The sequence below is a fragment of the Nitrospira sp. genome, from assembly GCA_005116745.1.
GTDB lineage: Bacteria > Nitrospirota > Nitrospiria > Nitrospirales > Nitrospiraceae > Nitrospira_D.
The window spans coordinates 135,905-159,113 of the sequence record SWDS01000006.1 but is presented as its reverse complement, the minus strand read 5'-3'; the positions used below and the strand labels follow the sequence as shown (position 1 = coordinate 159,113).

Below are 23,209 nucleotides of genomic sequence, written 5' to 3'. Positions count from 1 at the left end.
ACATGCGATCCCGAACCGTTGAATCTCAACAGTCTTACTCCGCGCCAGATCGTCGAGGAACTGAATCGCTACGTCATCGGGCAAAAGGACGCGAAGCGGATGGTCGCCATCGCACTTCGCAACCGCTGGCGACGGCAGCAGTTGTCTCCCGACATCCGCGACGAGGTCATGCCGAAAAACATCATCATGATCGGGCCAACCGGCGTAGGAAAAACCGAGATTGCCCGACGGCTCGCCAAGTTGGCCGAAGCCCCCTTCATCAAAGTGGAAGCATCAAAATTCACCGAAGTCGGCTACGTTGGACGTGATGTCGAGTCGATCATTCGTGACTTAACCGAACTGGCCATCAATATGGTCAAGACGCAGCGGTTGGCGTCCGTTCAACAAAAAGCGGAACAACAAGGCGAGGAACGATTGCTTGAGCTTCTCCTACCGCCACCGCCTCCTCGACCAGTCTTTGTAGACAGCACAGGCGAGCCTGGTGCTCAAGCCCCTCACGATTCCCACGAAGCGACGAGATCGAAACTGCGCCTGCAGCTGCGAGAAGGGAAGCTAGATGAACGAACGGTGGAGATGGAAGTCAAAGAACGAGGCCTTCCAATTGGCGTCATTTCCAACGCGGGTGGACTCGACGACATCGAGGGCAATCTTCGAGACATGCTGGGCGGCATGTTCCAAGGGAAAAAAAAGAAGCGGCTGATGAAAGTCCCCGAAGCGCTCAAACACCTGACGCAGGAAGAAGCCCAGAAGCTGATCGATATGGATGACGCCACGCGGGAAGCCATCACCAAGGTGGAACAGACTGGAATCGTGTTCCTCGACGAGATCGATAAAATTGCGGGCCGTGAGCGCAACACGGGACCGGATGTGTCCCGAGAAGGTGTCCAACGCGATCTACTCCCCATCGTGGAAGGCTGCACAGTCAGCACCAAACACGGCCCGGTCGTGACGGATCACATCCTCTTCATCGCCGCCGGTGCTTTTCATGTGGCGAAACCGTCCGATCTGATTCCGGAGCTCCAAGGGCGATTTCCGATCCGCGTCGAACTCAGTCCCTTGTCCAAAGACGATTTTGTCCGTATTCTCACAGAGCCGAAAGGGGCGTTGGTCCGGCAGTATCAGGCCTTGCTGGCCACCGAAGGCCTCGTCATCGAGTTCACCAAAGACGGTCTGGAGGAGATCGCCGAAGTGGCGGTGCAAGTGAATGAACGGACTGAGAACATCGGTGCACGCCGCCTGTTCACCATCATGGAGCGGTTGCTTGAGGACATTTCTTTCGAGGGACCAGGCTGGCCAGACAAACGAATCAGCATCACCGCGACCAATGTACGGGACCGATTGAAAGATATCGTGAAGGACCAGGATCTGAGCCGGTATATTTTATAGGGATTCGGTGTCGATCGCCGGGAGTGCTGCATGGACAAACTGATCAAGAAAGCCAACGTCCTCATCGAGGCCCTGCCGTACATTCGATCGTTCCGTGGGAAGACCGTGGTGGTCAAATACGGCGGCCATGCGATGACGGATTCATCCCTCAAAGAACGGTTCGCGCAAAATGTCGTGTTATTGAAGTACGTCGGGATCAACCCGGTCATTATCCACGGCGGCGGACCCCAAATCGACAAGATGCTCGACCGGCTTGGCATCCAAGCAAAATTCCGCCATGGTGTTCGAATCACCGACGAGGCCACGATGGAAATCGTGGAGATGGTCCTGGCAGGAAAGATCAATATGGAGATCACCGATCTCATCAACCGACACGGTGGCAGTGCGGTTGGTTTGAGCGGAAAGGACGGCGGGTTAATTCTCAGCAAGCCATTGACGGCCAAGGCCTGGGCGGAAAGCCTCGATCGCGATTTGGAAGGCGAGGACGGCGAAGGGGACTTCGGGTTGGTGGGCGATATCGAAAAGGTCGATCCTGGTCTGCTCCGTAATCTGCAAGACGACCACTACATTCCGGTGATCGCGCCCATCGGAACGGATCGCGAAGGGAATACCTACAACATCAACGCCGATCTTGTTGCCGGAGCCGTCGCAGGAGCCCTGCGCGCGGAAAAACTCGTCATGATGACCGACATCAAAGGCATTCGCGATGCCAACGGGCGTCACCTCTCTACCGTGTCTCGAAAAGATGTGCAACGGATGATGAAGAAGGGGACCATCACGGAGGGGATGATCCCGAAAGTTCACGCCTGCCTGGACGCGCTAGCCGAGGGGGTGGGGAAGGCCCATATCATCGACGGGCGCATTCCACACGCTGTTCTGCTCGAAATCTTCACGCGTAAGGGGATCGGCACCGAGATCGTGGCCTAACCCTTCCGTTGACGGACACCCACGTGCCCATTGATCACAATCTCCTCAAAGAAGACCTTCGCCATCTGGTGGGCGAGCGCCATCCCCTCTCTTCTCCGATTCACCTCCAGGAAGTAGAAGCCTATCTATACCGCCAATTCTCTGAAGCCGGTCTTGCCGCCACAACGCAACACTTCCAGGCCTTGGGCAACACCTACCACAATGTGATCGGAACGGCGCTTCCCGACGCTGAGCCATTCCAATCCGTACCGCCGCTGATCCTCGCTGCGCACTTCGATACGGTCCAAGGGTCTCCCGGCGCCGATGATAATGCTAGCGCCCTCGCGGTGATGCTGCAGATCGCTCGCCGAGTGCGAGCCATGAAATTGGCCAGACCAATCCATTTCGTCGCCTTTAATTTGGAAGAAGAGAACTTGCTCGGCAGCTCTGCCTATACAGCAATGTTGAGAAAGAATCGTGACACGATTCACGGAGCGATCGTGTTGGAATGTATCGGCTATGCGAGCCATCAAGCAGGCTCACAGAAGACTCCTCCCGGTGTCCCCATCGCGGTGCCCACGACCGGAAATTTTCTTGCCGTGATCGGGAACGAGCACTCACACATCTTGACCGGCTCCGTCGCGAAAGCCATGCAATCACATCTCCCAATTGTTCCACTGATCGTGCCGGGCAACGGAGAGCAGCTCCCGGACACCAGACGCAGCGACCACACCTCGTTCTGGGAGCAAGGCTTCCCTGCTGTCATGCTCACGGATACGGCAAACTTCCGTAATCCTCATTACCATCGGCCAACAGATACCCTGGACACGTTGAATCTGGACTTCATGGCATCGGTCGCTGATGCCGTCATGGCGGCTATCATCGATTTAGCCGGCCAGCCGACCGCGTAGCTTTCATCCGCCGATTTGGCTAGACTCAGCGACTGCTGGAGACGATGGGATGGAATAGGATGCTCATCTCTGAAATCAGAATGTCATGACGCTATCCGTTGATTCTCAAGAGCTCGGGAGCCGCTTCAATGAGGATGAAGCGGTTTGGCACCGCTACGAGAAGAAACGCAGACTGCGTCGATTGCCCGGCTCCAAGACATCGATCCCTGAAGCGGTCCTCAATGCTCTTGACTGGCTTGAAGCGGAGCAAGAATGCCGCGAGAAACACTATATTGGAACGCCGATGTGATTAAAGCGGAACTACCGTTGGCTTCCGAGCGACTCCTCATTTCATATTCAACGTCAGGAACTTACCGTCTTGATGTTGCAAATTGCGATATCAAGTTCCATCCATGGGAGCGTGCGTAATCTGTTCATATTTAGCTAACAATGTAAAGCCATGAACACTTCGATTTTCTTTTCCTGGCAAAGCGACACACCAACTAAAATTGGGAGAAACTTTTTACGAAAGGCTCTTGAAGAGGCCTGTGAAAAAATCGTGGCAGAATCCTCCATCAGTGAAGCGTTGCGCGACGAACTCGTCGTGGACAGTGATACTCAAGGTGAAGCAGGACAACCACCTATAGCCGACACCATCTTTAAGAAAATTGATGCCGCGGCCGTCTTCGTTGCAGATGTGACGTTCACTGCTAAGCGAGTGGACGGACGGCCAACACCAAATCCGAATGTGCTTATAGAATATGGATGGGCCTTGAAATCTTTAGGCCACTCCCGCGTCATCTCGATTATGAATGATGCATACGGAGAGCCTTCTATAGCAACACTTCCTTTTGATCTTGCTCACGTTCGATGGCCGACTCGTTTCAAATTACAGGAGGATGCTTCAGATCAGGAAAGAGCCGAAACAAGGCAGAAATTGGTTACGAGCTTGAAGAAGGCTATCGGTGCTAGCCTCGCGACGATACCACCTCCTCCTACCCAGCAAGCAGCCAGATTCCCAAGAGCCACTCCAAAAGACGGACCTGCTCGATTCAGAAATGCAAATGAAGAACTCGGTTATGACGAAGGTTTTGGTGATGGCCCTCCCTATAAAGTATTTCTAAAGCCAGGTCCTGCCATGTGGCTTCGTGTCATGCCTTCTTCCGCTCAAGGAAGATTATGGACACCCCGTAAGCTCAAAGAAACAGCAGTACCAGGTAATGCTCTCAACTTGCGCCCCTTCTTGAATGCTTCCAGCTATAGTTGGCTACGAGCTGATGATGGATGGGGGGTATTCGACGCTTCTGATGCAATTGACAAACAACAAGGCCGAAGAGAAGCATCAAGCGTCGCCTTCGCCTTTCAGACCGGAGAAGTATGGAGCCTCGACACAGCACTGCTCGCACGTGACACCAAACGAATCCCTTTTATCGAGCGGATTTTCAACAATCGGTTTTCTCAGTACGCGAAATTCTTAACGCTCTTGGGTGTACCACCACCGTATCACTGCATTGCGGGAATTACCGGCGTCAAAGGTCGTCTGTTAGTTGTCCCCCCAGAGCCGGGCTACATGAGCATAGGATCGGGTGGACCGCTTTGTTTGGGTGAGACCATAGAAGTGGAAGGGATCTACGAGGCTGGCCAAACACCGGGGAAAGCGCTCCTCGATTTTTACACCACTATTTTTGAAAACTGTGGCATGGAGCGTCCTTCGCATCTAGAAGGATAGGATTGCGGTCTCGCTGTGTCTTGCCAATGCATCCCGACAGGTCACCAACGCACGAGGAAATCGCGGAAACCATCATCTCCTCAGCATTGCCTTGTTCAGAACCGATCGTGCTCAACCCTAGCTCATTTCGCATATAGCTCACCGCTTTAGACAGCATGAGACTTGATCAATAGGTTTGCCAAAGTTCATCGTCAACAATGCGCTCATAACGGGAGAGATTGTAACCGCCATTCTTTTCCATGTCGGTCAGAATATCAATGAGCGTCAACGGAGCATTGTCTATCGTCCGAATCCAGGAACGACCTTCAAGCTTATTCCCAAATGGGTGCCGTTGGGGAGTAACAATATTTTCACCCAATAAAGGCTTTTTCAAAATCGACTCATTAAGATATTGGTAATTAGGGCGAAACGTAACCAAAGAAGCACCGTAAGAAGAGCTTGAAAAGGTTTTCCTTACGGTGGTTGAAGCGATACTCAATTTCCTTCAGATACATCGGGAAGTGATATTTGGACACGCCTCGGTAATTGTACAGAATATGCTTGGCAAACGACCAGAACCCTTCAATTCCATTGATGTGGTTCTTCGTCCGGCGATCAACGAGGCTTTTACTGTGATTGACCGTGTGATGTTTGCCCTAGCGTCGCAACGATTGATAGCCTCGAAAGGCATCCGTGTAATAGACGGAACCTTTCCGAGTGGTGGTTTGAATGTGGGCCATGAGTGTGTCCGCCGACACATGCTCCACCACCTTGGTATAGACGCGCCCATCCCGCTCCAGCAGCCCGAACACGACGCTTTTACCAACGGCACCCCGGCCCCGACGCCCTTTGCGTCGTCCGCCGAAATAGGCTTCATCCAGTTCAATCTCGCCCGACAGTTTACTGGCCATGCCTTCCAATTCGGCGACGTGGAACAACGCTGCCCGCAGTTTCTGGTAGACCCGGCTGATGACTTTGGGATCGACGCCCAGGTCATGGGCCAACCGATAGGCGGGTACCTGCTGATAGAATCCCTGCAGAATGGCAATCTCTCGCCGGAGCTTCGCGAGACTCTTCTGCCGTCGACAGGTGCGACATTTGACATACCCACGTTGCGTCCGATTGACCCGAAACGAACCACAGAACACACACTTGCGGCCACGCAAAAAGTTGGCCGCACACCCAAAAACACGATGAGATCCCGTAACCATGCGGCCTCCAGCCTACCAGATGGTTACGAAACGCCCTAATTACCAAGATATTTGATTACGCTCACGTGGAGAAGTTGAAAGTAGTCGATCTGGCCATCTTTCGGCTGGAAATACTCTCCATGAATAAGCCGATGACGCAATGCCTTCTCATGGTCATCTTTGGTGCCCCACAATTCCTTTTTCAATTCGGGGCCAAGAATCTGTTCGAGCTTGTCCCAGTCCTTTTGAGGTTTGCCACCAGGCGTCTTAATTTTGACAAGAGCCTCGACCGCGGACAACATCAGCACAAGTTTCGATGCGTAACCTGTAGAATTGGTTGCATCATTCCAGTAGTAATGGAACTCATCGGGTATTTCTGGGCTCTTGAGAAGCAACTCAAGCGCCTCCTGTTCGTCTTCCATGAACATCAACCCAGCACTGCCTCTTTCCTCGACCCAACGGACAAAAGAAACATCGGAGCCTTCACGAAGAATCAGAAATGGTTCAACACGATATGCGGCATAGCACTGACTTACGACAGAAATTCGTGGAACGAGCCTTGAGAGGCATTTCTGAAATGCTTCCCACGACCCTTTATAATTGTCGGCCTTTATGTCCGATGTTGCCAGCCAGTAAGGATGCGTCCACCATTCCTGCCAAGGAGTAAAGGTTACGCCCTCCGCAGTAAACGTCGGTGGCAATCCAGTTGAATGGTCTACGACATTCTGAGCCAGCGTATGGATGCGTTGCTCTACCCGATAACGCATGCGGATTGTTCTCCAGCCTGAAGAGCTTGAAATTGTGTGCGCACGGCGTAACTGTAGGGGTTCTGGGAAAGAACCAGCAAGCGGGAAGGAAGGGGACTATGAATCGATCGCGAAACGGCAACACTAGACAAATCAACGTTTGTCGCCGCGATCAGAGGTGATGAAATCGCGGCAAGTCGCATCCCGCCGCCGACTAGATGACCTCTTTCACTCCATGCTCCACCGCGCATTCCAGGGAGAGTTATGAAAGCGAAGGCATTGATCGATGAATGTGCTTCAGATGGTTTGCAGGCGGTTAAGCCAGTAGTCGGGGTGGCGTTTGGCGTGGGCGACTGCGAGAACCCGGATTTCGGTCGGAAGTTCAAGAAACACAAGTGCATAGGGAAATCGAGGAAGTAAGGCTCGCCGGATCTGGAGATCCTTAGCCGTATCGGCCAGCCGGGGAAACGAGAGGGGACGAGATTGTATCGCGTGTCCTGTTTGATCGATTTCTTCAAGAAATCTTATGGCGAGTCCAGGTTGGCGGGTTTCGTACCACGAGGCAGCCTCAGCCAACTCCATCACAGCCTCAGGTGAGAAGCTGACTGATTTCACCGTTTGGGCAGGCGATCCAGCACCTGCTTGCGCACCTCTTCCCAGGCGACGCCGGAAACTCCAGCCTGCGCTGCCCGTGCGCGGCGGTCAATTTCCGCAAGCCATGCTGCGTCACTTCGCACTTGTCCCAGTTCCGCCGGTGGAAGGCTATCAAGTAATTCGACGACTAGTTCCGCACGCTGTTGATCCGGCAGCTGCAGCGCATCCTTGAGGAGTTGCTGAGTGGATGGAGCCATGAAGATACTCTAGCCCATATTCCGCAGAAATGAAAGGTTGGCTCAGCGAGAAGTCTGCATCGATTTTTGGTCATGCGTTGTGCCATAAGTGAGCGGCCATGGGAAAACGCCTATCTGGTTCAGCTCGGCACGCTATCGCCTCCGTCTTTGATCACCTCGATTACAAGCGGCTCGAGTCCGTCTACTGTTACGAAGGTGGTGATGAGTTTTGGCGTAAGAAGCGGGAACCCTGCCGGCGACTGGGAACCAAGATGGCCGAAGTTCTCGTACGGAAGTTGCCGCATAGCGGGCGGAGTCTATACGTCGGAGCCGGCGTGACCGAGCTGCCGGCCTTATTAGTAGAAGTGATCGAGCTTCAACGCCAGGTTGCGCCCTACAATCTCCGACGGTCTGAAGTGACGGTCCTCAATCGTGCCTGCCGATCTCTACCCGTGAAGTTTAGAGCACAGGATGCCTCTCTAGCTTCTGGCCTCTTCGACCATCTCTGGATTGTGAGCGTCTTGAACGATCCGGAGCGATTTCCTCACCTGGCCCCTCTGTCCTACGGCAATGCCGATCCGGTGACGTTTGACCCACACCAATTTGAACAGCAGCGCCGCGTTGTACGTTCGATAGTCGATCGCGTTATGCCGAAGCTGAGCCTGCCTGGATTGGTAACCACCTCAACAGAGGAAGTGATCTGGATCGCGGACTGGTGCCATCGCAAGAATATTCCGTATCTCGTTGAACGAGAGCAATTTCCGACGGCTCTGGTCGGCGATCCAGTCTGCTTTATGAAGATTGGGGGCTTGGAAACGAACTATCGCAAACCGAAAGGAGCTAAAGTCTAAATCCGGTCGGCGGCTTCGACGAGTCGTCCATATACTGCCGGGCATATTTCATGTAATTGGCGGCTGACTCTTTGATCCAGGCGAGTTCGGCCTCCGACGCGCCACGCCGCACCCGACCGGGCGAGCCAAGGATGACGCTCTTCGGAGGAACCACCGTTCCTTCCACCACCAAGGAGCCGGCACCCACAACGGAGTCTTCCCCGATCACTGCCCCGTCCATAATGACCGCGCCCATTCCGACCAGCACGCGATCCTGAATCGTACACCCATGCAGCACAACATTATGGCCAATCGTGACGTCGCTGCCGATGATGAGCGGGTGGGTGTCGTGCGTCACATGAAGCATGCAGAGGTCCTGGACATTCGTCCGTTCTCCGATCCGGATGTAGTGGACATCGCCCCGGATGACGGCGTTGAACCACACACTGCAACCCTCCCCCATGACCACATCGCCGATCACGACAGCGGTTTCTTCAATAAAGCATGATGTGGGGATCGTCGGTCTGATGCCCTGAAAAGTTCGAATCATGAGGCGTACTCTAGGGGAAGTGGCCAGCCCCCCGCAAGAGTCTAATTGACAGACTTTTTAACCCTCCCGTAGACTGGCCTCCATGTCTCAGCCCCTCATCATCCCTCAACGCGCCAGATCAGCCAAACCCGCCAAGATAAAAGGAACCACAACCACTATTGGTTTCGTCAATCTTGGCTGTTCCAAAAATCAGGTCGATTCGGAAATCATGCTCGGGAGTCTCGTAACCGAGGGGTTTCAGCTGACCAGCGACCCGAAACAAGCTGACGTGGTCATCGTCAATACCTGCGGCTTCATCGAAGAAGCCAAAGAGGAATCGATCAACACCATCCTCGAACATGGGCAGCTGAAAAAAGCTGGAACCTGCCGTGTCTTGATTGCAGCCGGGTGTCTCGCACAGCGGTATCAAGGAGACTTGCTGAAAGAGTTACCGGAGTTGGATGCGGTGGTCGGCACCGGAGAATTCGGCAAGATTGCGGAGATCTGCCGAGACTTGTTGGCTCCTAAAAAACGACATCGACGTCTCTGGATCAGTCAACCTCCCTATCTCTACGATGAACTCGCACCTCGCGTGAGGCTCGGCAAGCAGCATAGCGCCTATGTGAAAATCGCCGAAGGCTGTAACCGGAATTGCACCTTTTGCGCGATTCCGTTGATGCGCGGGAAGCAGCGCAGCAGGCCGGTGGAATCCATTGTCGCTGAAGCGCGCCAGCTCGCCACTGAGGGTGTCAAAGAGATCAACCTGATCTCGCAAGATACGATCAACTACGGAGTCGATCTTGGTCTTCGCCACGGCCTCGTCCAGCTACTTCGTGAGTTGGTGAAGGTTGAGACACTCCGGTGGATCAGACCGTTTTACCTGTACCCCCAACAAGTCACGGATGACCTCCTCGACCTCTACGCCGGGGAAGAAAAGATCACGAAGTATATCGACATGCCGCTTCAACACATCAATGACCGGATGCTTAAACGCATGCATCGGCTGGGCAATCGCGCTGCCATTGAGTCTCTCGTCGATCGTATCCGGACCCGCATCCCCACGGTGGCCTTTCGAACAGCCTTTATTGTCGGCTTCCCGGGAGAAACCGATGCCGCCTATACCGAGCTTCGCGATTACGTGGAACGGGCGGAGTTTGACCGCGTTGCGGTGTTTCTTTATTCGGATGAAGAAGGCACTGGGGCAGTCGGCCTCGACGAAAAAGTCGAGCGGGACGTCATGGATGAGCGCCGTAACGAGATCCTCTCCATTCAGGAGTCGATTTCAGCCGCCAAAGGAAGGGCTACAGTCGGTTCCATCATCGAGGTACTGGTCGATGGACGATCCGAGGAAACGGAACATGTTCTGGAAGGCCGCCACGAGGGGCTCGCTCCTGAAATCGATGGTGTCGTCTACATCGACGAGGGCCCGTCTGATACCACACCACAGGGCCCAGCCCGTCACAACGTCTCCTCTCCCACACCTGGTGAGTTCTGTAAGGTCGAGATTACCGATGCCGCAGCCTTTGACCTCGTCGGGCGCATCGTCACGGCTCCCGTCTAGGAAATGTAGTTCCTTGCTGCTCCTGCTAGACTCATCGCAACCACCAACAGAGGAGTGACCACCGATGTCGGCACAGGGAAAAGATTCGATCATTCTGTTGATCCATTGCAAAGACCGTAGAGGCATCGTGGCACGCGTGTCGGGATTCATTCATGATTTCGGCGGCAACATCCTGGATTCGGACCATCACACTGACAAGGACACGAACGATTTTCTCATGCGCATGGAGTTCGCCACGGAGGGATTCCAGATCCCACCAGACGACATTTCGTCCGCCTTTGCTCCCATCGCGAAAGTGTATGAGATGCGCTGTGAAGTGTATCCGTCCAGCCGACGAACACGCGTTGGTCTGCTGGTCTCGAAACAAGATCACTGTCTCGCCGACCTCCTCCAGCGGCACCGCCGAGACGAACTGCACATCGATATTCCCGTTATCATTTCAAATCACGACACCTGTGCGAGCTGGGCAGAGCTCTTCAAGATTCCGTTCGCCGTCTATCCTGTGACGAAGGAGACCAAGCCGCAGCAGGAACAGCAGGTCTTAGCGCTCCTGAAAGAGCACCAGGTGGAGCTCGTGGTGATGGCTCGCTATATGCAAATCCTCACTGCGGATTTTTTGGCTCAGGTCGGCTGCCCAGTCATCAATATTCACCATTCCTTTCTGCCGGCCTTTATCGGAGCCAATCCCTACCGGCAGGCCTACGACCGCGGCGTCAAGATCATTGGGACGACGGCACACTACGCAACTCAAGATTTGGATGAAGGGCCGATCATCGAACAAGACGTGATTCGCATCGGACATCGAGATACCGTGGACGATCTCGTACGGAAAGGACGCGACTTGGAGGAGGTCGTGCTGGCGCGCGCCGTGCGGCGCCACATTGAGCGGCGTGTGTTAGTCTACGGCAGAAAGACGGTCGTGTTTGATTGAATCGGTGACGATCCAACGATAGTAGAAGAGAAAGGGGAACGGATTTGTATCCGTTCCCCTTCTGTTTGAAACCGAGGACACGATGTTAGATCTTTGCTGACAGAAACAGTGATCCCCCACGGCGGTTGACCAGCATCAGGATGCTGTCCCCCTTCTTCAAATCTGAAGACACCTTCTCAAATTCCTTTACAGACTTGACCGGCCTCCGATTGACCTCTTGAATGACATCACCAGGTACGAGTCCGGCCCTTTCCGCACCACTGTCCGGGTCAACGCTCGTCACGACGACTCCCTGAGCCTTGCCTTTGATGCCCAACTCGCGCGCGGTGTTCTGATTCAAATCCTCAACAGACAGACCGGCTAAGGCGTAGTCATGCTCTCCACTTTCTACCTTCTTCGCAACTTTCTCCAGCTCCGGCTGCTCCCCGACCCGCACGGTCAGATCCCGCGCGCGCCCATCGCGCATGACCTTCACCGGGACCTTGCTGCCGACTGGAGTCCTGGTGACCATCCGTTGCAGTGCGACACCATCCTCAATCAGGATCCCCTGATACTCAATGATCACATCGCCCTGCTTAAGTCCAGCTTGGTCAGCCGGGCTGTCTTCCTTGACGTCGCTCACCAAGGCGCCTTTCGAATCCTTCATACTGAAGGACGTTGCCAGATCCTGGTTCAAGTCTTGAAGACCGATCCCCAGATACCCTCGGACCACCTTACCGGTCTTGACAAGGCTCTCATAGATCGGCTTGGCCATCGTTGTAGAGACCGCGAAGCCCACTCCTTGATACCCACCCGTCTGCGAAAAGATGGCTGTATTGATACCGACAAGCTCACCTCTGGTGTTGACCAGTGCGCCGCCTGAGTTACCGGGATTAATAGCGGCATCCGTCTGAATAAAGTCTTCGTACTGAGTGATCCCCATATGGCCGCGGCCAACAGCGCTGACGATCCCGAGCGTCACGGTGGAATTCAACCCGAAGGGATTACCGACCGCCAAGACATACTCACCGACCTGTAGTTGTGACGCATCGCCCCATGGTATGGCGGGAAGACTGCTGGCGTTGATCTTGACCACAGCGAGGTCGCTTTTCGGATCAGCTCCGATAATCTTGCCCTTGAATTCTCGCTTGTCGGGAAGCGTGACGCGTACTTCATAAGCCTTGTCGATCACATGATTGTTGGTCAACACATATCCGTCAGCAGAGATGATCACGCCTGATCCCTGACCCCTTCGAGGTCCTCGATGTTCCCCGGGAGGTTGCGGCCCCCGACGCCGTGGGTCAAAGGGTTTGCCGAAAAATTCCTCCATACGGTCTCGTAGTTCATCGGGGAGAGGGGATCCGTCCGAAACCCTTTCAGTCATGACCGTCGTAATATTGACAACCGCTGGTGTAACTTGCCTTGCGACGTCTGTGAACCCGCTCGCGGGAGTTGTGATGACCGCGGCCGCTGGAGTTGAAGTCGGCGCACTGGATGCCTGGGGCGCACTCAACGAGTACCCACCCCAAACCACGACTCCACTCATGAGACCGATTCCGATCGCGGACCCGACCTTCCTACGCAGATGTGATGACATACACCCTCCCCATAGCCTGGTTGATTGGAAACCCGTGATTCCTAGTTCTTACGATCGGGTAACCCCTGCCTTGCAGTTGCAAGGAACATAACAACCTGGGATGAGAACGAGATTAACCAACGATTAAAGTTTACTAAGCAGTGGGGTGAGCGAGCGGTAAGACAACGGTGAAGGTCGATCCCTGACCAAGATCGCTTTTGACTTCTATCCGGCCCTTCTGCAACTCCGCAATCCAGGCACAGATGGCGAGGCCGAGACCCGTCCCCTTCTTGGTATGGCCTCGGGCAACGTCGGTGCGGAAGAAGCGTTGGAAAATCTTCTTATGATCAGCAGGGGCAATACCGATCCCATGGTCTGTCACCGACAACCTGGCCTCCCGACCGTCATTCAACAGCGCGATCTCGACCTTCCCGTCAGAATGCGAATACTTCATCGCATTCTCGACGAGATTGAGCAGCAGCTCACGAAGCCGCAAGTCGTCGCCCTGAACCACCACTGGCATGACGGTTCCCAACAGGACTTCAATATGGCGGTCCTGCGCAAGCAACTTGGCCTGACGATGAATATCCTCCACCAGCGACTCCATGGCGACAGGCAGCGACTCCACTCTGACTTCACCCATGTCGGCACGTGAGAGAAACAACAGTTCGTCGACGATTCGCGTCATTCGATCAATTTCTTCCAGATTGCTCTCCAGTACCGATTTATAGTCGTCGAGCAAACGAGGGCGCCGCAACACCAGGTCTGTTTCGCCTTTCATCACCGTCAGAGGAGTCCGCAACTCATGCGAGGCATCGCTGGTGAATTGACGAATCTGGCGAAACGACGTATCCAGTCGGCCAATCATATTATTGAAGGTGTCGGCCAGGCGGCCGATTTCGTCGTGAGCCGCCGGCATGCTCAGGCGTTGACTCAAGTCCCCAGCGGCAATGCGCTGCGCCGCAAGGGTAATCTTATCGACAGGCCGTAACGCGCGTCCTGCCAAGAACCATCCCCCTGCCAGAGACACAGCCAGGGCGATGGGGATTGCCACAACCAGCAGCACCAGGAAGCGCTGGAGTGTCTCTCCAACCGATTCCATCGACGTACCGACCTGCACGATGTACAGGAGATTGCCTCGATACACGATCGGCACGGAAATCAGCCTCAGCGGAGGCTCCTTAGGATACTTGGCCGACTCAAAAATTTTCTGTCCGGCCAACGTGGCATCAAGGGCGGTTCGGCTCAGCGGAACTTCGTGTTGTTTGATATTCGGAGAACGGATCGTGATCGTGCCAGAGGGGCTGAAGATCTGGAAGAACTTATCGATTCGCGTCAGTTCAGGAAATTGCGAGAGCAGTTCCTCTTCGCTGATCAGTGGAAGAAATCCTCGCTCTTCGAGCGACCGCACCGCCGTCATGGCCGTATCTTCCAACGATTCATCGACGGTGTCGCGGAGACTTCTCGCCGTAATGGCGTACAGCACGACGGAGAAAATGATCAAGACCAGGGCTAGGGCGGTCCCATACCACAGGGTCAGCCGGACGCGTAGCGGCATGGATCAGCTCCTGCTCGGTGGTGACGACGTCGTGCCGTCCGTTCGCTGCGCCTCAAGTCACTGCGTACGCACGGGGCCTGTGTCAGGTTCACGCTAGTCGGCCTTCAGCATATACCCGCTACCGCGAATGGTATGGATCAGTTTCTTGGTTCGGCCTCGATCGATTTTGTTCCGAAGGTAGTTCACATAGACATCGATGACGTTCGTAAAGGTGTCGAAGTCTTGATTCCACACATGTTCGGAGATCATGGGCCGAGTGAGGACGCGGCCGGTGTGACGCATCAGATATTCAAGTAAGGCATACTCTTTCAGCGTCAAATCGATGCGTTGCCCACCCCGGGTGACATCACGGGTTGCCGGATTGAGCATCAGATCATCCACCTGTAGAATTCCAGGGCTTTCAGATGCTCCACGACGCAACAGGGCTCGAACACGCGCCAAGAGTTCATCGATCGCGAACGGTTTGGTCAGATAATCATCGGCGCCAGCATCCAATCCTTTGACCCGCTGGTCGATCTGGGATTGCGCCGAGAGAATCAGCACCGGTGTGTGGACCCGTTCGCGACGAATATTCTTCAGCACATCCAGACCAGACATGGAGGGCAGCATCACGTCGACGACCAAGAGGTCATAGTTGGTCGCCAGGGCCATTTCCAATCCCTTGGCACCGTCCTCAAAGAGGTCGACGGCATAGCTCTCTTCTTCGAGAGCCCGCTTAATAAAACAACCGACTTTGGTTTCATCTTCTATGACAAGCACGCGCATACACACCCCAACAAATATTGAGCAGCGGGGTGATTATACCAGACCGATGACTGTGAATCTTGAAGGGTACAGTGGCTCTCACTCGTCACGAAGCGGGGACTTAGCAGGCTGCGGAAAAACTCATGTTGATCTCTGTCGCCGTCACGGATATTGAGGTGTGAGACGACGTTGAACAGCCTTGCAGGATGCGCAAAATGGCCGCCCAGCAAGGCCGCAGCGAGCGAAGAGGCGAATCGTACTCTGGGCCGTACGTTGAGCTTCTGAGCGATGTGAGAACGCCGCTGGCGGTCTTTTTCCGCATCCTGTTAGGTCGAATCGCCGGGGAAGGTCTGTTCGAGAGAGGTAATCATGGGCTTGCCATCGCGGATCATGAAGACCAGCGTTTCCTCACCTTCCGTCTTGAATTCTCGATTGGCCTGGCGAAGCGTCTCTGTCGACTTGAAGGAGACTTTCGCGCTCCGTTCATCGACGGCCAAGGACACGGACGTATTCGTACGAGTGAAGTCGTGGGCGCTGGGAAAGGCGAAGCTCATGGCGAGCGTTTTTCGGTAATCTTCCCGCGTCAGCATGGCCATCTGTTGTTGCGGGCCTTGTTTCAGATGAATGGTGATGGTCACGTCGTGAGCAATGTGGCGCAGGACGCCGTCGACATCTTTTCGTCGAACCGCTTCGTCGAGTGCGTCGAGAAGATGGTCGATCCCTTCACGAGTCAGACGGACATCGGGCTGGAGGGGCTTCAACTGCGAATCTGTGAGCACCACGCTGGGCTGACTTGTTGGAAGATGGGGAGCCAGAAACTTGTTGACCAGACTCTGATTCTTGAAAATCGCGTACCCTGCGTATCCGATGGCCACTGTGGTGCCCAGCACAAAGAGAATCACGATGGCTTTTACCATCGAGAAGCGTGGCGGCGCTCGCTTCTCGGTTCGCTCAGCGGTCCCCTGCTTCGTGGCGACCATCGGTCAGCTCTCCAGACTGAAGATATGAGGTAACAATAGCGTGAATTATGTGAAAAGCAATCAAAGCCTGCGGCGCTGCAGGCCGATGTACTCCGCGGAGCACGTGCCGAGCCCGAGGGCTGTTTCAGATAAGGCCTCCTCGCCACGCAGCAATTGTCATGACCACGAAAACATCTCCGAAAAGCGGGCCTGGTCTCTTGGAAAAGGACTGATGCCATGGTACGCTGCCCGCGATTGACAGGGAGCACCACGCAACCAAATTCTCTCCGACCTGAACAGAGGGTAGCTGAATTCATGACCACTCAGAATTGGCGCCAACCGACTGATGACTTTATTCACCGGCACCTAGGTCCCACCGAGGCCGATATTCAGGAGATGCTGGCCACATTGGGCCTGCTGTCGCTCGACACATTGACCGATACCGCCATTCCTCCTGATATTCGATTTCGGCGAGCTCTTGACGTTCCAGCCGGTGACGGCGAGCAGGCCGTCCTGGCCCGCCTGAAAGACATCGCATCCCAAAATAAGGTCTATCGATCGTTGATCGGCATGGGGTACTACGATTGCGTCACCCCGGGCGTGATCCAGCGAAATATTCTAGAAAACCCGGCTTGGTATACGCAATACACCCCCTACCAAGCCGAGATCTCACAAGGCCGCTTAGAAGCGCTTGTGAACTTCCAGACCATGGTGGCGGACTTGACCGGTCTCCCGCTGGCGAATGCCTCGCTGTTGGATGAAGCGACCGCTGCAGCCGAAGCGATGGCGATGTGTTACACGATCGCCCGCAACACCGGCGATGAACGAAATGAATTCTTTGTCTCGCACGACTGCCATCCACAGACCTTGGCAGTGTTGCAGACCAGAGCCGAGCCTCTGGGTATCGTCATCAAGACCGGTGTCGCCTCGTCCGTTGATTGTTCGCATCCTCAGCTGTGCGGCCTATTGTTACAGTATCCGGCCACAGACGGCTATGTGAGTGATTTCAGCACATTGGTTACACAGGCGCATGAGGCTGGTGTTCTCGTCGCGGTTGCCACTGACCTTCTCGCCCTGACCTTGCTCCGCTCACCTGGGGAATTCGGCGCTGACATTGCCGTCGGTTCGACACAGCGCTTCGGTGTTTCCATCGGCTTCGGTGGACCCCATGCTGCGTTTCTGGCGACCAGAGAGGAATACAAACGGCAGGTGCCGGGTCGCCTCGTTGGTGTCTCGAAGGATGTGACCGGCAAACCAGCCATCAGGCTTTCGCTTCAAACGAGGGAGCAACATATTCGGCGTGAGAAAGCCACCAGTAATATCTGCACCGCTCAAGTCTTGTTAGCCGTCATGGCCGCCATGTATGCGGTGTACCACGGGCCGGACGGGTTGCGTCGGATTGCCGAACGTGTACACGGCCTTACGTTGCTATTGGCTGAAGGACTGCGTCGGCTTGGATTCGACGTATTGCCGAAAGTCTTCTTCGATACGGTTCGGATACCGGTCCCCAAAGCTCAAGCTGATCAAATAGCGACCAGGGCGAACGAACACGGAGTCAATTTCCGACATTATGAAGACGGTTCCATTGGCATTTCACTCGATGAAGTCAGCTCCGAGGAAGAAGTGCACCGTCTCCTGCACATCTTCGTCGGGCATGACCAGTTGCCGTTCCGTCTTTCCGATCTCGCTGACACCATCGATCTCAACTACTCGTCCCCCTTGGCCAGGACGAGCAAATACTTGACGCATGAGGTCTTCCATCGCTACCACTCCGAGCACGAGATGCTCCGCTATCTCCACAGACTACAGGCCAAAGATCTTTCTCTTGTCCACTCCATGATCCCGCTGGGTTCCTGCACTATGAAGCTGAACGGCACCACGGAAATGCTGCCGGTCACGTGGCCGGAGTTCGCTCGTTTGCACCCCTTCGCGCCAATTGAACAAACACATGGTTATCGGACGTTGTTCGAACAACTCGAATCGTGGTTGTCTGAGATTGCCGGATTTGCAGCGTTCTCGCTCCAACCGAACGCGGGGTCACAGGGCGAATATTCGGGCCTGATGATGATTCGGGCATACCACCGAGCGAAGGGAGAAACACACCGAGACGTCTGCTTAATCCCCGTATCAGCCCACGGCACGAATCCCGCTAGCGCCGCCATGGTCGGCATGACGGTGGTGGTCATCGCATGTGATCGAAACGGAAACGTGGATGTCGCCGACTTGGAAGCCAAGGCCGCTCAATATCGAGATCGACTATCAGCCTTGATGCTCACCTATCCGTCAACTCACGGGGTGTTTGAAGCAAGTGTGCGGCGCATTTGCCAAATCGTCCATACCCATGGCGGTCAAGTCTATATCGACGGGGCCAATATGACTGCCATGGTGGGCCTCTGCCGCCTAGGGGACATCGGGGCGGACGTCTGCCATCTCAACCTCCATAAGACATTTTGTATTCCCCATGGAGGTGGAGGGCCCGGTGTGGGACCGATTGGAGTGGCACGGCATCTCGTGCCCTTTCTTCCTGGGCATCCCGTGGTCAAGCTTGGTGGGCCTCAAGCCATTGGTCCTGTGTCGGCAGCTCCGTTCGGCAGCCCGGGCATCCTTCCGATTTCCTGGGTGTACATCGCCTTGATGGGGCGGGACGGATTGACCAAAGCCACACAGGTGGCCATCCTCAATGCCAACTACATGGCCAAGCGGATGGAAAAATATTACCCCATTCTGTATCGGGGCGATTCCGGATTGGTGGCTCACGAGTTCATCCTGGATCTCCGTGAATTCAAGGAGAGCGCCGGGGTCGAAGCGATGGATGTCGCCAAGCGATTGATGGACTACGGCTTCCATGCCCCAACCGTGTCGTTCCCGGTGGCCGGTACCCTCATGATCGAACCGACAGAAAGCGAAGCCAAGAGCGAACTCGATCGGTTCTGCGAGGCGCTCATCCTGATCCGCGCCGAAATTCAGGAGATCGTCGACGGCCGCCAGCCGCGCACGAATAATGTGCTCAAGAACGCCCCTCATACCGCCGCGAGTGTGACGGCCACGGAATGGGATCGTCCCTATAGCCGGGAACAGGCGGCATTTCCCGCACCCTGGCTGAGAAGCAGCAAGTTCTGGCCGAGCGTGAGCCGTATCGACGAGGCCTATGGCGACCGCCATCTGGTGTGCAGCTGTCCGCCGATTGAGACGTATCAGAACTAGCAGGACCTCCTGTACCATGTCCGACTCCTGGCTGGCTCACCAGCCAGGGGCTTCGTTTCTACCTCTCCTTGCCTGATTTTCTCAATAAGCAGTACAGTACAGAGGATTCATCGCTGAGGAGGACATCCTATGAGCGACATCGGACGTCGAGGCTTTCTAGTCCGGACTGGCTTGACCTTGAGCGCAGCGGTACTGGCTGGTGCCCAACCTCGCGCTTCTGCTGAACAGGCAACGTCATCAAGTCGATTGAAGAGTTGGGAAGACCTGCGAGCACAGTTTCCCCTCTCTCCACAGCTTATCCACTTGGCTGCGTTCTTCCTCGCTTCTCATCCCACACCAGTACGCGAAGCCATCGAACGGCACCGAACCGGCTTGGACACAGACCCAATCGGCTATTGGTTTGAACATGAAGAGAAACAGGAGGCGCGAGTCCTCCAGGCGGCGGCTGAGTATCTGGGAGGCAATCCCACAGACATCGCCTTGACCGATAGCACAACGATGGGTCTCGGTCTGCTCTACGGGGGATTACAACTGCGTAGCGGGCAAGAAATCTTGACGACGACCCACGACCATTACTCCACAGAAACCGCCTTACGTCTCCGCGCCGAACGAACCGGCGCCACAGTCCGTCAAATACCCCTCTATCGCGCCCTGAAGACCGTCTCGCGCAACGAGATCGTCGAGTCCCTGCGCAAGGGCATCTCGCCTGCCACACGCATCGTGGCGGTCACCTGGGTCCATTCCAGCACGGGACTGAAACTGCCGATCCATGACATGGCACTCACGATCCAGGCCATCAATCGTTCACGTGATGAACAGGATCGGATCATCTTCTGCGTGGATGGGGTCCATGCCTTGGGAGTCGAGGATTTCCGCGTGACCGAGCTGGGCTGCGACTTCTTGGTTGCCGGGACCCATAAATGGATGTTTGGTCCCCGTGGAACCGGTTTGGTTTGGGGCCACCCACAGGCCTGGCCGATCACCAGGGCAACGATCCCGACCTTTAGTGGGCAGGCCTATGAGCTCTGGATGGAGAACAAATCGTCAAAAGACCTTTCCCCATCAGTGCACATGACCCCCGGAGGGTTCCATTCGTTTGAACACAGATGGGCGCTGGACGAAGCCTTTACGTTTCATCAGACCATCGGAAAATCCAAGGTGACGAAGCGGATCTATGAGCTCAACCAGCAGCTGAAGCAGGGCTTGGCAACCATGCCGCATGTCACGCTCCATACCCCGATGTCGCAAGATCTGTCGGCGGGGATCGTGTGTTTCGAGGTAGCCGGCATGGAGCCTCGCGCCGTGATGGAGAAGCTCCGACAACGCGGCATCGTCGGCAGCGTGACACCTTACGCAACGAAATACGTCCGGCTCGCCCCGAGCCTCATCAACTCACCGAAGGAAATTGAGACGACGCTCGAAGCGATCAGAACGCTACGATCATCATAGATCGAAAAGGATCGGTCTTTCGTGCCGGTTCATCCCGGTCGAAGCACCGATAGACGCGTCGATCAACGGGGCAATTCAAAGCTACAGCGCAACTTTCTGGCAGCGTGCCCTAAAGACTGATCGAGGGTCCAGAGTGTTACGTGCTGGAGCACGGCAGAGGCAAGGAGATGCACGTCGATCCACCCTAAGCCCTGCCCAAAGAGTTTGTGGCTGTCGATAAACGAGAGGATCTCCTGATAGTCGATCGTGGGTGTCGTAGGCAGGACCGCCATGGACTCGAGCACCATCGATCGATGTTTCATGTTGCCGCATGCGACTTCTCCGATGACGAGCGGGTGACAGAGGACCAGGTCTTCGTCCAGTAAGCGTCGGAGCACGGAGGAGTCGGATCGAAAATGATCGATCCACACGGACGTGTCCACTAGCGTGGGCATGCCTAGGCAGACCGGCGGCGGCGGATTTCTTTGAGCTGGGGGTCACTGCCCCCCAGTCGTGCGAGCCGCTTGGCGGCTTCGCGCGAAATGAGTGCCTCAAGTCCCAAGCGCACAAGCTGCGTTTTTTCGTGAACGCCGGTGAGTTGGCCTGCGCGCTTGAGGAGCTGATCGTCAATGTTGAGTGTCGTGCGCATATGCATCAATATGCATGATTGAAGCATCAGTCGTCAAGGTGCTTCTTGTGTGATGGAGCCCTCGGAGGCAAAGGGTCAAAGAGCAAAGTATAAAGGGTTGGAAACGTCCTGGACAAGGCGGAAGCCGATGGTGCCGTCCCGGAAGCTGGCAAGGAACCAGTCCCGATTTGAGACACGCAGGAGCATCGGCCTGTTGCCCCAGGAGCCGCCTCGGACCACGCGCCGGCTCAGGCTTTCGTCATACCAACTCGCACACCACTCCAAGACATTACCTGCCATGTCATAACAGCCATAGGGACTCACCCCATTTGAATACTGGGGCACTGGGGTCGTATGACCAATGCCTGATTCGCTACTGTTACATCTACTTTTATCGAACTCTTTGCCCCAGGGATACTTTCGAGCGTCTTCGCTTCGGGCGGCCTTTTCCCACTCCTGCTCGGCGGGGAGGCGTTTGCCGGCCCACTTCGCGTAGGCTTCCGCTTCGTAGTAGCTCACCCCCACAACAGGATAATCGGATTTGTTCCATTCCTCGTTATTCCAATATTCCCGGTAGGTAATGCTCTTGCTCGTTTTCCACTGCCACCCTTCAGGTGACCCGTACTTCTGCTGAGTGTAGCCACTATCCAGAACAAATTCTCCATACTTCTGGTTCGTTACAGGATACTGATCGATCCAATAGTCATGATCGATCGTTTCGCGGGTTTTCTCCTCGCCGTACCGGAAGGGCCCTTTGGGTACTTTCACCATGTCTGCTGGTGCAGCCTGTGAAACGAGTTGTTGCCCCGTGAGAACGGCCTTTGCTTGTGTCGTTGGTTCCGTCTGTGGCTCGCGGAGGCTCGGAACCGGTTGCTTGAGGTGTGCAATCAACCGATCCATGTCCTTATGAAAATCGGGATCAGGGCGGACGACAATGCCGTTCCGGTACGACACGTCTTGAATGCTGGTCGGTAGCCGCTGCGCCTCAGGAATCTTGGCACCGCCGACCAAGACAGGAATCACCGGAATCTGACGCTTCAACGCCGACTCGATTTCAATCCGCACGAAATCGCTAGGGTCTTCGAGTCTGGACTTTCCCTTGCGGCCTTTGGCCTTCATCCAATCCCGCCCGATCACCGCGAGGAACACATCGCACTTCGCCACCTGTTCATCCAGATAGGTGCGAAAGTCGACCCCCAAGGGAATTGAATCAACATCTCGAAAGACCGATTGTGGAAATACCTGGATGAGCCGGTCGTAGATCCGACCGGTGACATCGGCGCTATCTTCACGGCGATACGAAATCAGAATCTTGCTCATGGTCTCATAACATAATACGAAGCGAAGCCTTCCGGCTATCACACTAGGCATGGGCGCTAGATTCTACGCATTTCCCCGATGAACGCAAGGGAGGGAAACCCTCGAATTGAGATACGCAAATGGTTGACATCAGCCCAACGACCAGCGGAACTGCTGAGACATCATGAGAGCCGCGCGTTACTATTTGCCCGGAGCGCAGAAGAATGAAATGGTTCGACTAAGCCGAGTCGGAGGCCGGCTGCGGAAGAGGTGTGAATGCTTGACTTGATATAGATACTGCTATACAACGCCCATACCCACCTTGGT

General features: G+C 55.1%; 23 protein-coding genes and 1 pseudogene. 10 read left to right on the top strand and 14 right to left on the bottom strand.

Features of this window, described 5'->3' with window-relative positions; genetic code table 11:
* The first annotated feature begins 18 nt into the window (after window positions 1-18).
* The 5 genes from hslU (at window position 19) to E8D52_06345 (ending at window position 4,911) form a co-directional block, all read left to right on the top strand.
* Window positions 19-1,386, top strand: coding sequence for an ATP-dependent protease ATPase subunit HslU (hslU, locus tag E8D52_06365; GenBank protein ID TKB69425.1), 1,368 nt, complete (start codon window positions 19-21; stop codon window positions 1,384-1,386).
* A gap of 30 nt (window positions 1,387-1,416) precedes the next feature.
* On the top strand, window positions 1,417-2,313 hold the full coding sequence (gene argB, locus E8D52_06360; protein ID TKB68621.1) for an acetylglutamate kinase: 897 nt from the start codon (window positions 1,417-1,419) through the stop codon (window positions 2,311-2,313).
* A gap of 8 nt (window positions 2,314-2,321) precedes the next feature.
* On the top strand, window positions 2,322-3,203 hold the full coding sequence (locus tag E8D52_06355) for a M28 family peptidase (protein ID TKB68620.1): 882 nt from the start codon (window positions 2,322-2,324) through the stop codon (window positions 3,201-3,203).
* 85 nt (window positions 3,204-3,288) lie between these two features.
* Window positions 3,289-3,492 (top strand): hypothetical protein, encoded by a 204-nt coding sequence (locus E8D52_06350; GenBank protein ID TKB68619.1) that lies wholly within the window; start codon window positions 3,289-3,291, stop codon window positions 3,490-3,492.
* A gap of 150 nt (window positions 3,493-3,642) precedes the next feature.
* Window positions 3,643-4,911, top strand: a complete 1,269-nt coding sequence (locus E8D52_06345) for a hypothetical protein (GenBank protein ID TKB68618.1) — start codon at window positions 3,643-3,645, stop codon at window positions 4,909-4,911.
* Between the two features lie 166 nt (window positions 4,912-5,077).
* Here the strand turns inward: E8D52_06345 and E8D52_06340 are convergent, their stop codons facing one another.
* The 6 genes and pseudogenes from E8D52_06340 to E8D52_06315 all read right to left on the bottom strand — a co-directional run bounded on the left by E8D52_06340 (window position 5,078) and on the right by E8D52_06315 (window position 7,677).
* On the bottom strand, window positions 5,078-5,284 hold the full coding sequence (locus E8D52_06340) for a hypothetical protein (protein TKB68617.1): 207 nt from the start codon (window positions 5,282-5,284) through the stop codon (window positions 5,078-5,080).
* Window positions 5,285-5,309: 25 nt separating this feature from the next.
* Window positions 5,310-5,543: pseudogene (locus tag E8D52_06335) on the bottom strand (transposase).
* Window positions 5,544-5,546: 3 nt separating this feature from the next.
* Complete coding sequence (locus tag E8D52_06330; GenBank protein TKB68616.1) at window positions 5,547-6,101, bottom strand: IS1595 family transposase; 555 nt, start codon at window positions 6,099-6,101, stop codon at window positions 5,547-5,549.
* A 35-nt stretch (window positions 6,102-6,136) separates the two neighbouring features.
* Window positions 6,137-6,847, bottom strand: coding sequence for a hypothetical protein (locus E8D52_06325; protein ID TKB68615.1), 711 nt, complete (start codon window positions 6,845-6,847; stop codon window positions 6,137-6,139).
* Between the two features lie 276 nt (window positions 6,848-7,123).
* Window positions 7,124-7,441: a type II toxin-antitoxin system RelE/ParE family toxin gene (locus tag E8D52_06320; GenBank protein TKB68614.1), complete on the bottom strand. Its 318-nt coding sequence runs from the start codon at window positions 7,439-7,441 to the stop codon at window positions 7,124-7,126.
* Window positions 7,438-7,677, bottom strand: coding sequence for a hypothetical protein (locus E8D52_06315; GenBank protein TKB68613.1), 240 nt, complete (start codon window positions 7,675-7,677; stop codon window positions 7,438-7,440). The genes E8D52_06320 and E8D52_06315 overlap by 4 nt, the downstream gene beginning before the upstream one ends.
* 98 nt (window positions 7,678-7,775) lie before the next feature.
* Between E8D52_06315 and E8D52_06310 the strand changes: the two genes are divergently transcribed.
* A complete protein-coding gene (locus E8D52_06310; GenBank protein TKB68612.1) occupies window positions 7,776-8,507 on the top strand; it encodes a hypothetical protein in 732 nt (243 codons plus the stop codon).
* On the opposite strand, the gene E8D52_06305 is transcribed toward E8D52_06310, so the two are convergent.
* Window positions 8,497-9,036: a gamma carbonic anhydrase family protein gene (locus E8D52_06305; protein ID TKB68611.1), complete on the bottom strand. Its 540-nt coding sequence runs from the start codon at window positions 9,034-9,036 to the stop codon at window positions 8,497-8,499. The two genes, E8D52_06310 and E8D52_06305, sit on opposite strands and share 11 nt — an antisense overlap.
* Window positions 9,037-9,118: 82 nt before the next feature.
* Between E8D52_06305 and rimO the strand changes: the two genes are divergently transcribed.
* Window positions 9,119-10,576, top strand: coding sequence for a 30S ribosomal protein S12 methylthiotransferase RimO (gene rimO, locus E8D52_06300; protein TKB68610.1), 1,458 nt, complete (start codon window positions 9,119-9,121; stop codon window positions 10,574-10,576).
* A gap of 64 nt (window positions 10,577-10,640) precedes the next feature.
* On the top strand, window positions 10,641-11,507 hold the full coding sequence (purU, locus tag E8D52_06295; protein ID TKB68609.1) for a formyltetrahydrofolate deformylase: 867 nt from the start codon (window positions 10,641-10,643) through the stop codon (window positions 11,505-11,507).
* 85 nt (window positions 11,508-11,592) lie between these two features.
* Here the strand turns inward: purU and E8D52_06290 are convergent, their stop codons facing one another.
* The 4 genes from E8D52_06290 to E8D52_06275 form a co-directional block, all read right to left on the bottom strand.
* On the bottom strand, window positions 11,593-13,083 hold the full coding sequence (locus E8D52_06290) for a DegQ family serine endoprotease (GenBank protein TKB68608.1): 1,491 nt from the start codon (window positions 13,081-13,083) through the stop codon (window positions 11,593-11,595).
* 133 nt (window positions 13,084-13,216) lie between these two features.
* Window positions 13,217-14,620, bottom strand: a complete 1,404-nt coding sequence (locus E8D52_06285; GenBank protein ID TKB68607.1) for a HAMP domain-containing protein — start codon at window positions 14,618-14,620, stop codon at window positions 13,217-13,219.
* A gap of 93 nt (window positions 14,621-14,713) precedes the next feature.
* Window positions 14,714-15,385 (bottom strand): response regulator transcription factor, encoded by a 672-nt coding sequence (locus tag E8D52_06280; GenBank protein TKB68606.1) that lies wholly within the window; start codon window positions 15,383-15,385, stop codon window positions 14,714-14,716.
* A 305-nt stretch (window positions 15,386-15,690) separates the two neighbouring features.
* Entirely contained in the window at window positions 15,691-16,344 is a 654-nt protein-coding gene (locus E8D52_06275; protein ID TKB68605.1) for a nuclear transport factor 2 family protein, read from the bottom strand.
* Window positions 16,345-16,638: 294 nt separating this feature from the next.
* Here E8D52_06275 and gcvP point away from each other — a divergent pair, with 294 nt between their 5' ends.
* A complete protein-coding gene (gcvP, locus tag E8D52_06270) occupies window positions 16,639-19,527 on the top strand; it encodes an aminomethyl-transferring glycine dehydrogenase (protein ID TKB68604.1) in 2,889 nt (962 codons plus the stop codon).
* 138 nt (window positions 19,528-19,665) lie between these two features.
* Entirely contained in the window at window positions 19,666-20,976 is a 1,311-nt protein-coding gene (locus tag E8D52_06265; protein ID TKB69424.1) for an aminotransferase class V-fold PLP-dependent enzyme, read from the top strand.
* Between the two features lie 62 nt (window positions 20,977-21,038).
* Here the strand turns inward: E8D52_06265 and E8D52_06260 are convergent, their stop codons facing one another.
* The 3 genes from E8D52_06260 to E8D52_06250 all read right to left on the bottom strand — a co-directional run bounded on the left by E8D52_06260 (window position 21,039) and on the right by E8D52_06250 (window position 22,954).
* Window positions 21,039-21,410, bottom strand: coding sequence for a PIN domain-containing protein (locus E8D52_06260; protein TKB68603.1), 372 nt, complete (start codon window positions 21,408-21,410; stop codon window positions 21,039-21,041).
* 2 nt (window positions 21,411-21,412) lie between these two features.
* Window positions 21,413-21,604, bottom strand: a complete 192-nt coding sequence (locus E8D52_06255) for a type II toxin-antitoxin system VapB family antitoxin (GenBank protein TKB68602.1) — start codon at window positions 21,602-21,604, stop codon at window positions 21,413-21,415.
* A gap of 75 nt (window positions 21,605-21,679) precedes the next feature.
* Window positions 21,680-22,954 (bottom strand): TIR domain-containing protein, encoded by a 1,275-nt coding sequence (locus tag E8D52_06250; GenBank protein TKB68601.1) that lies wholly within the window; start codon window positions 22,952-22,954, stop codon window positions 21,680-21,682.
* Window positions 22,955-23,209: the final 255 nt, after the last annotated feature.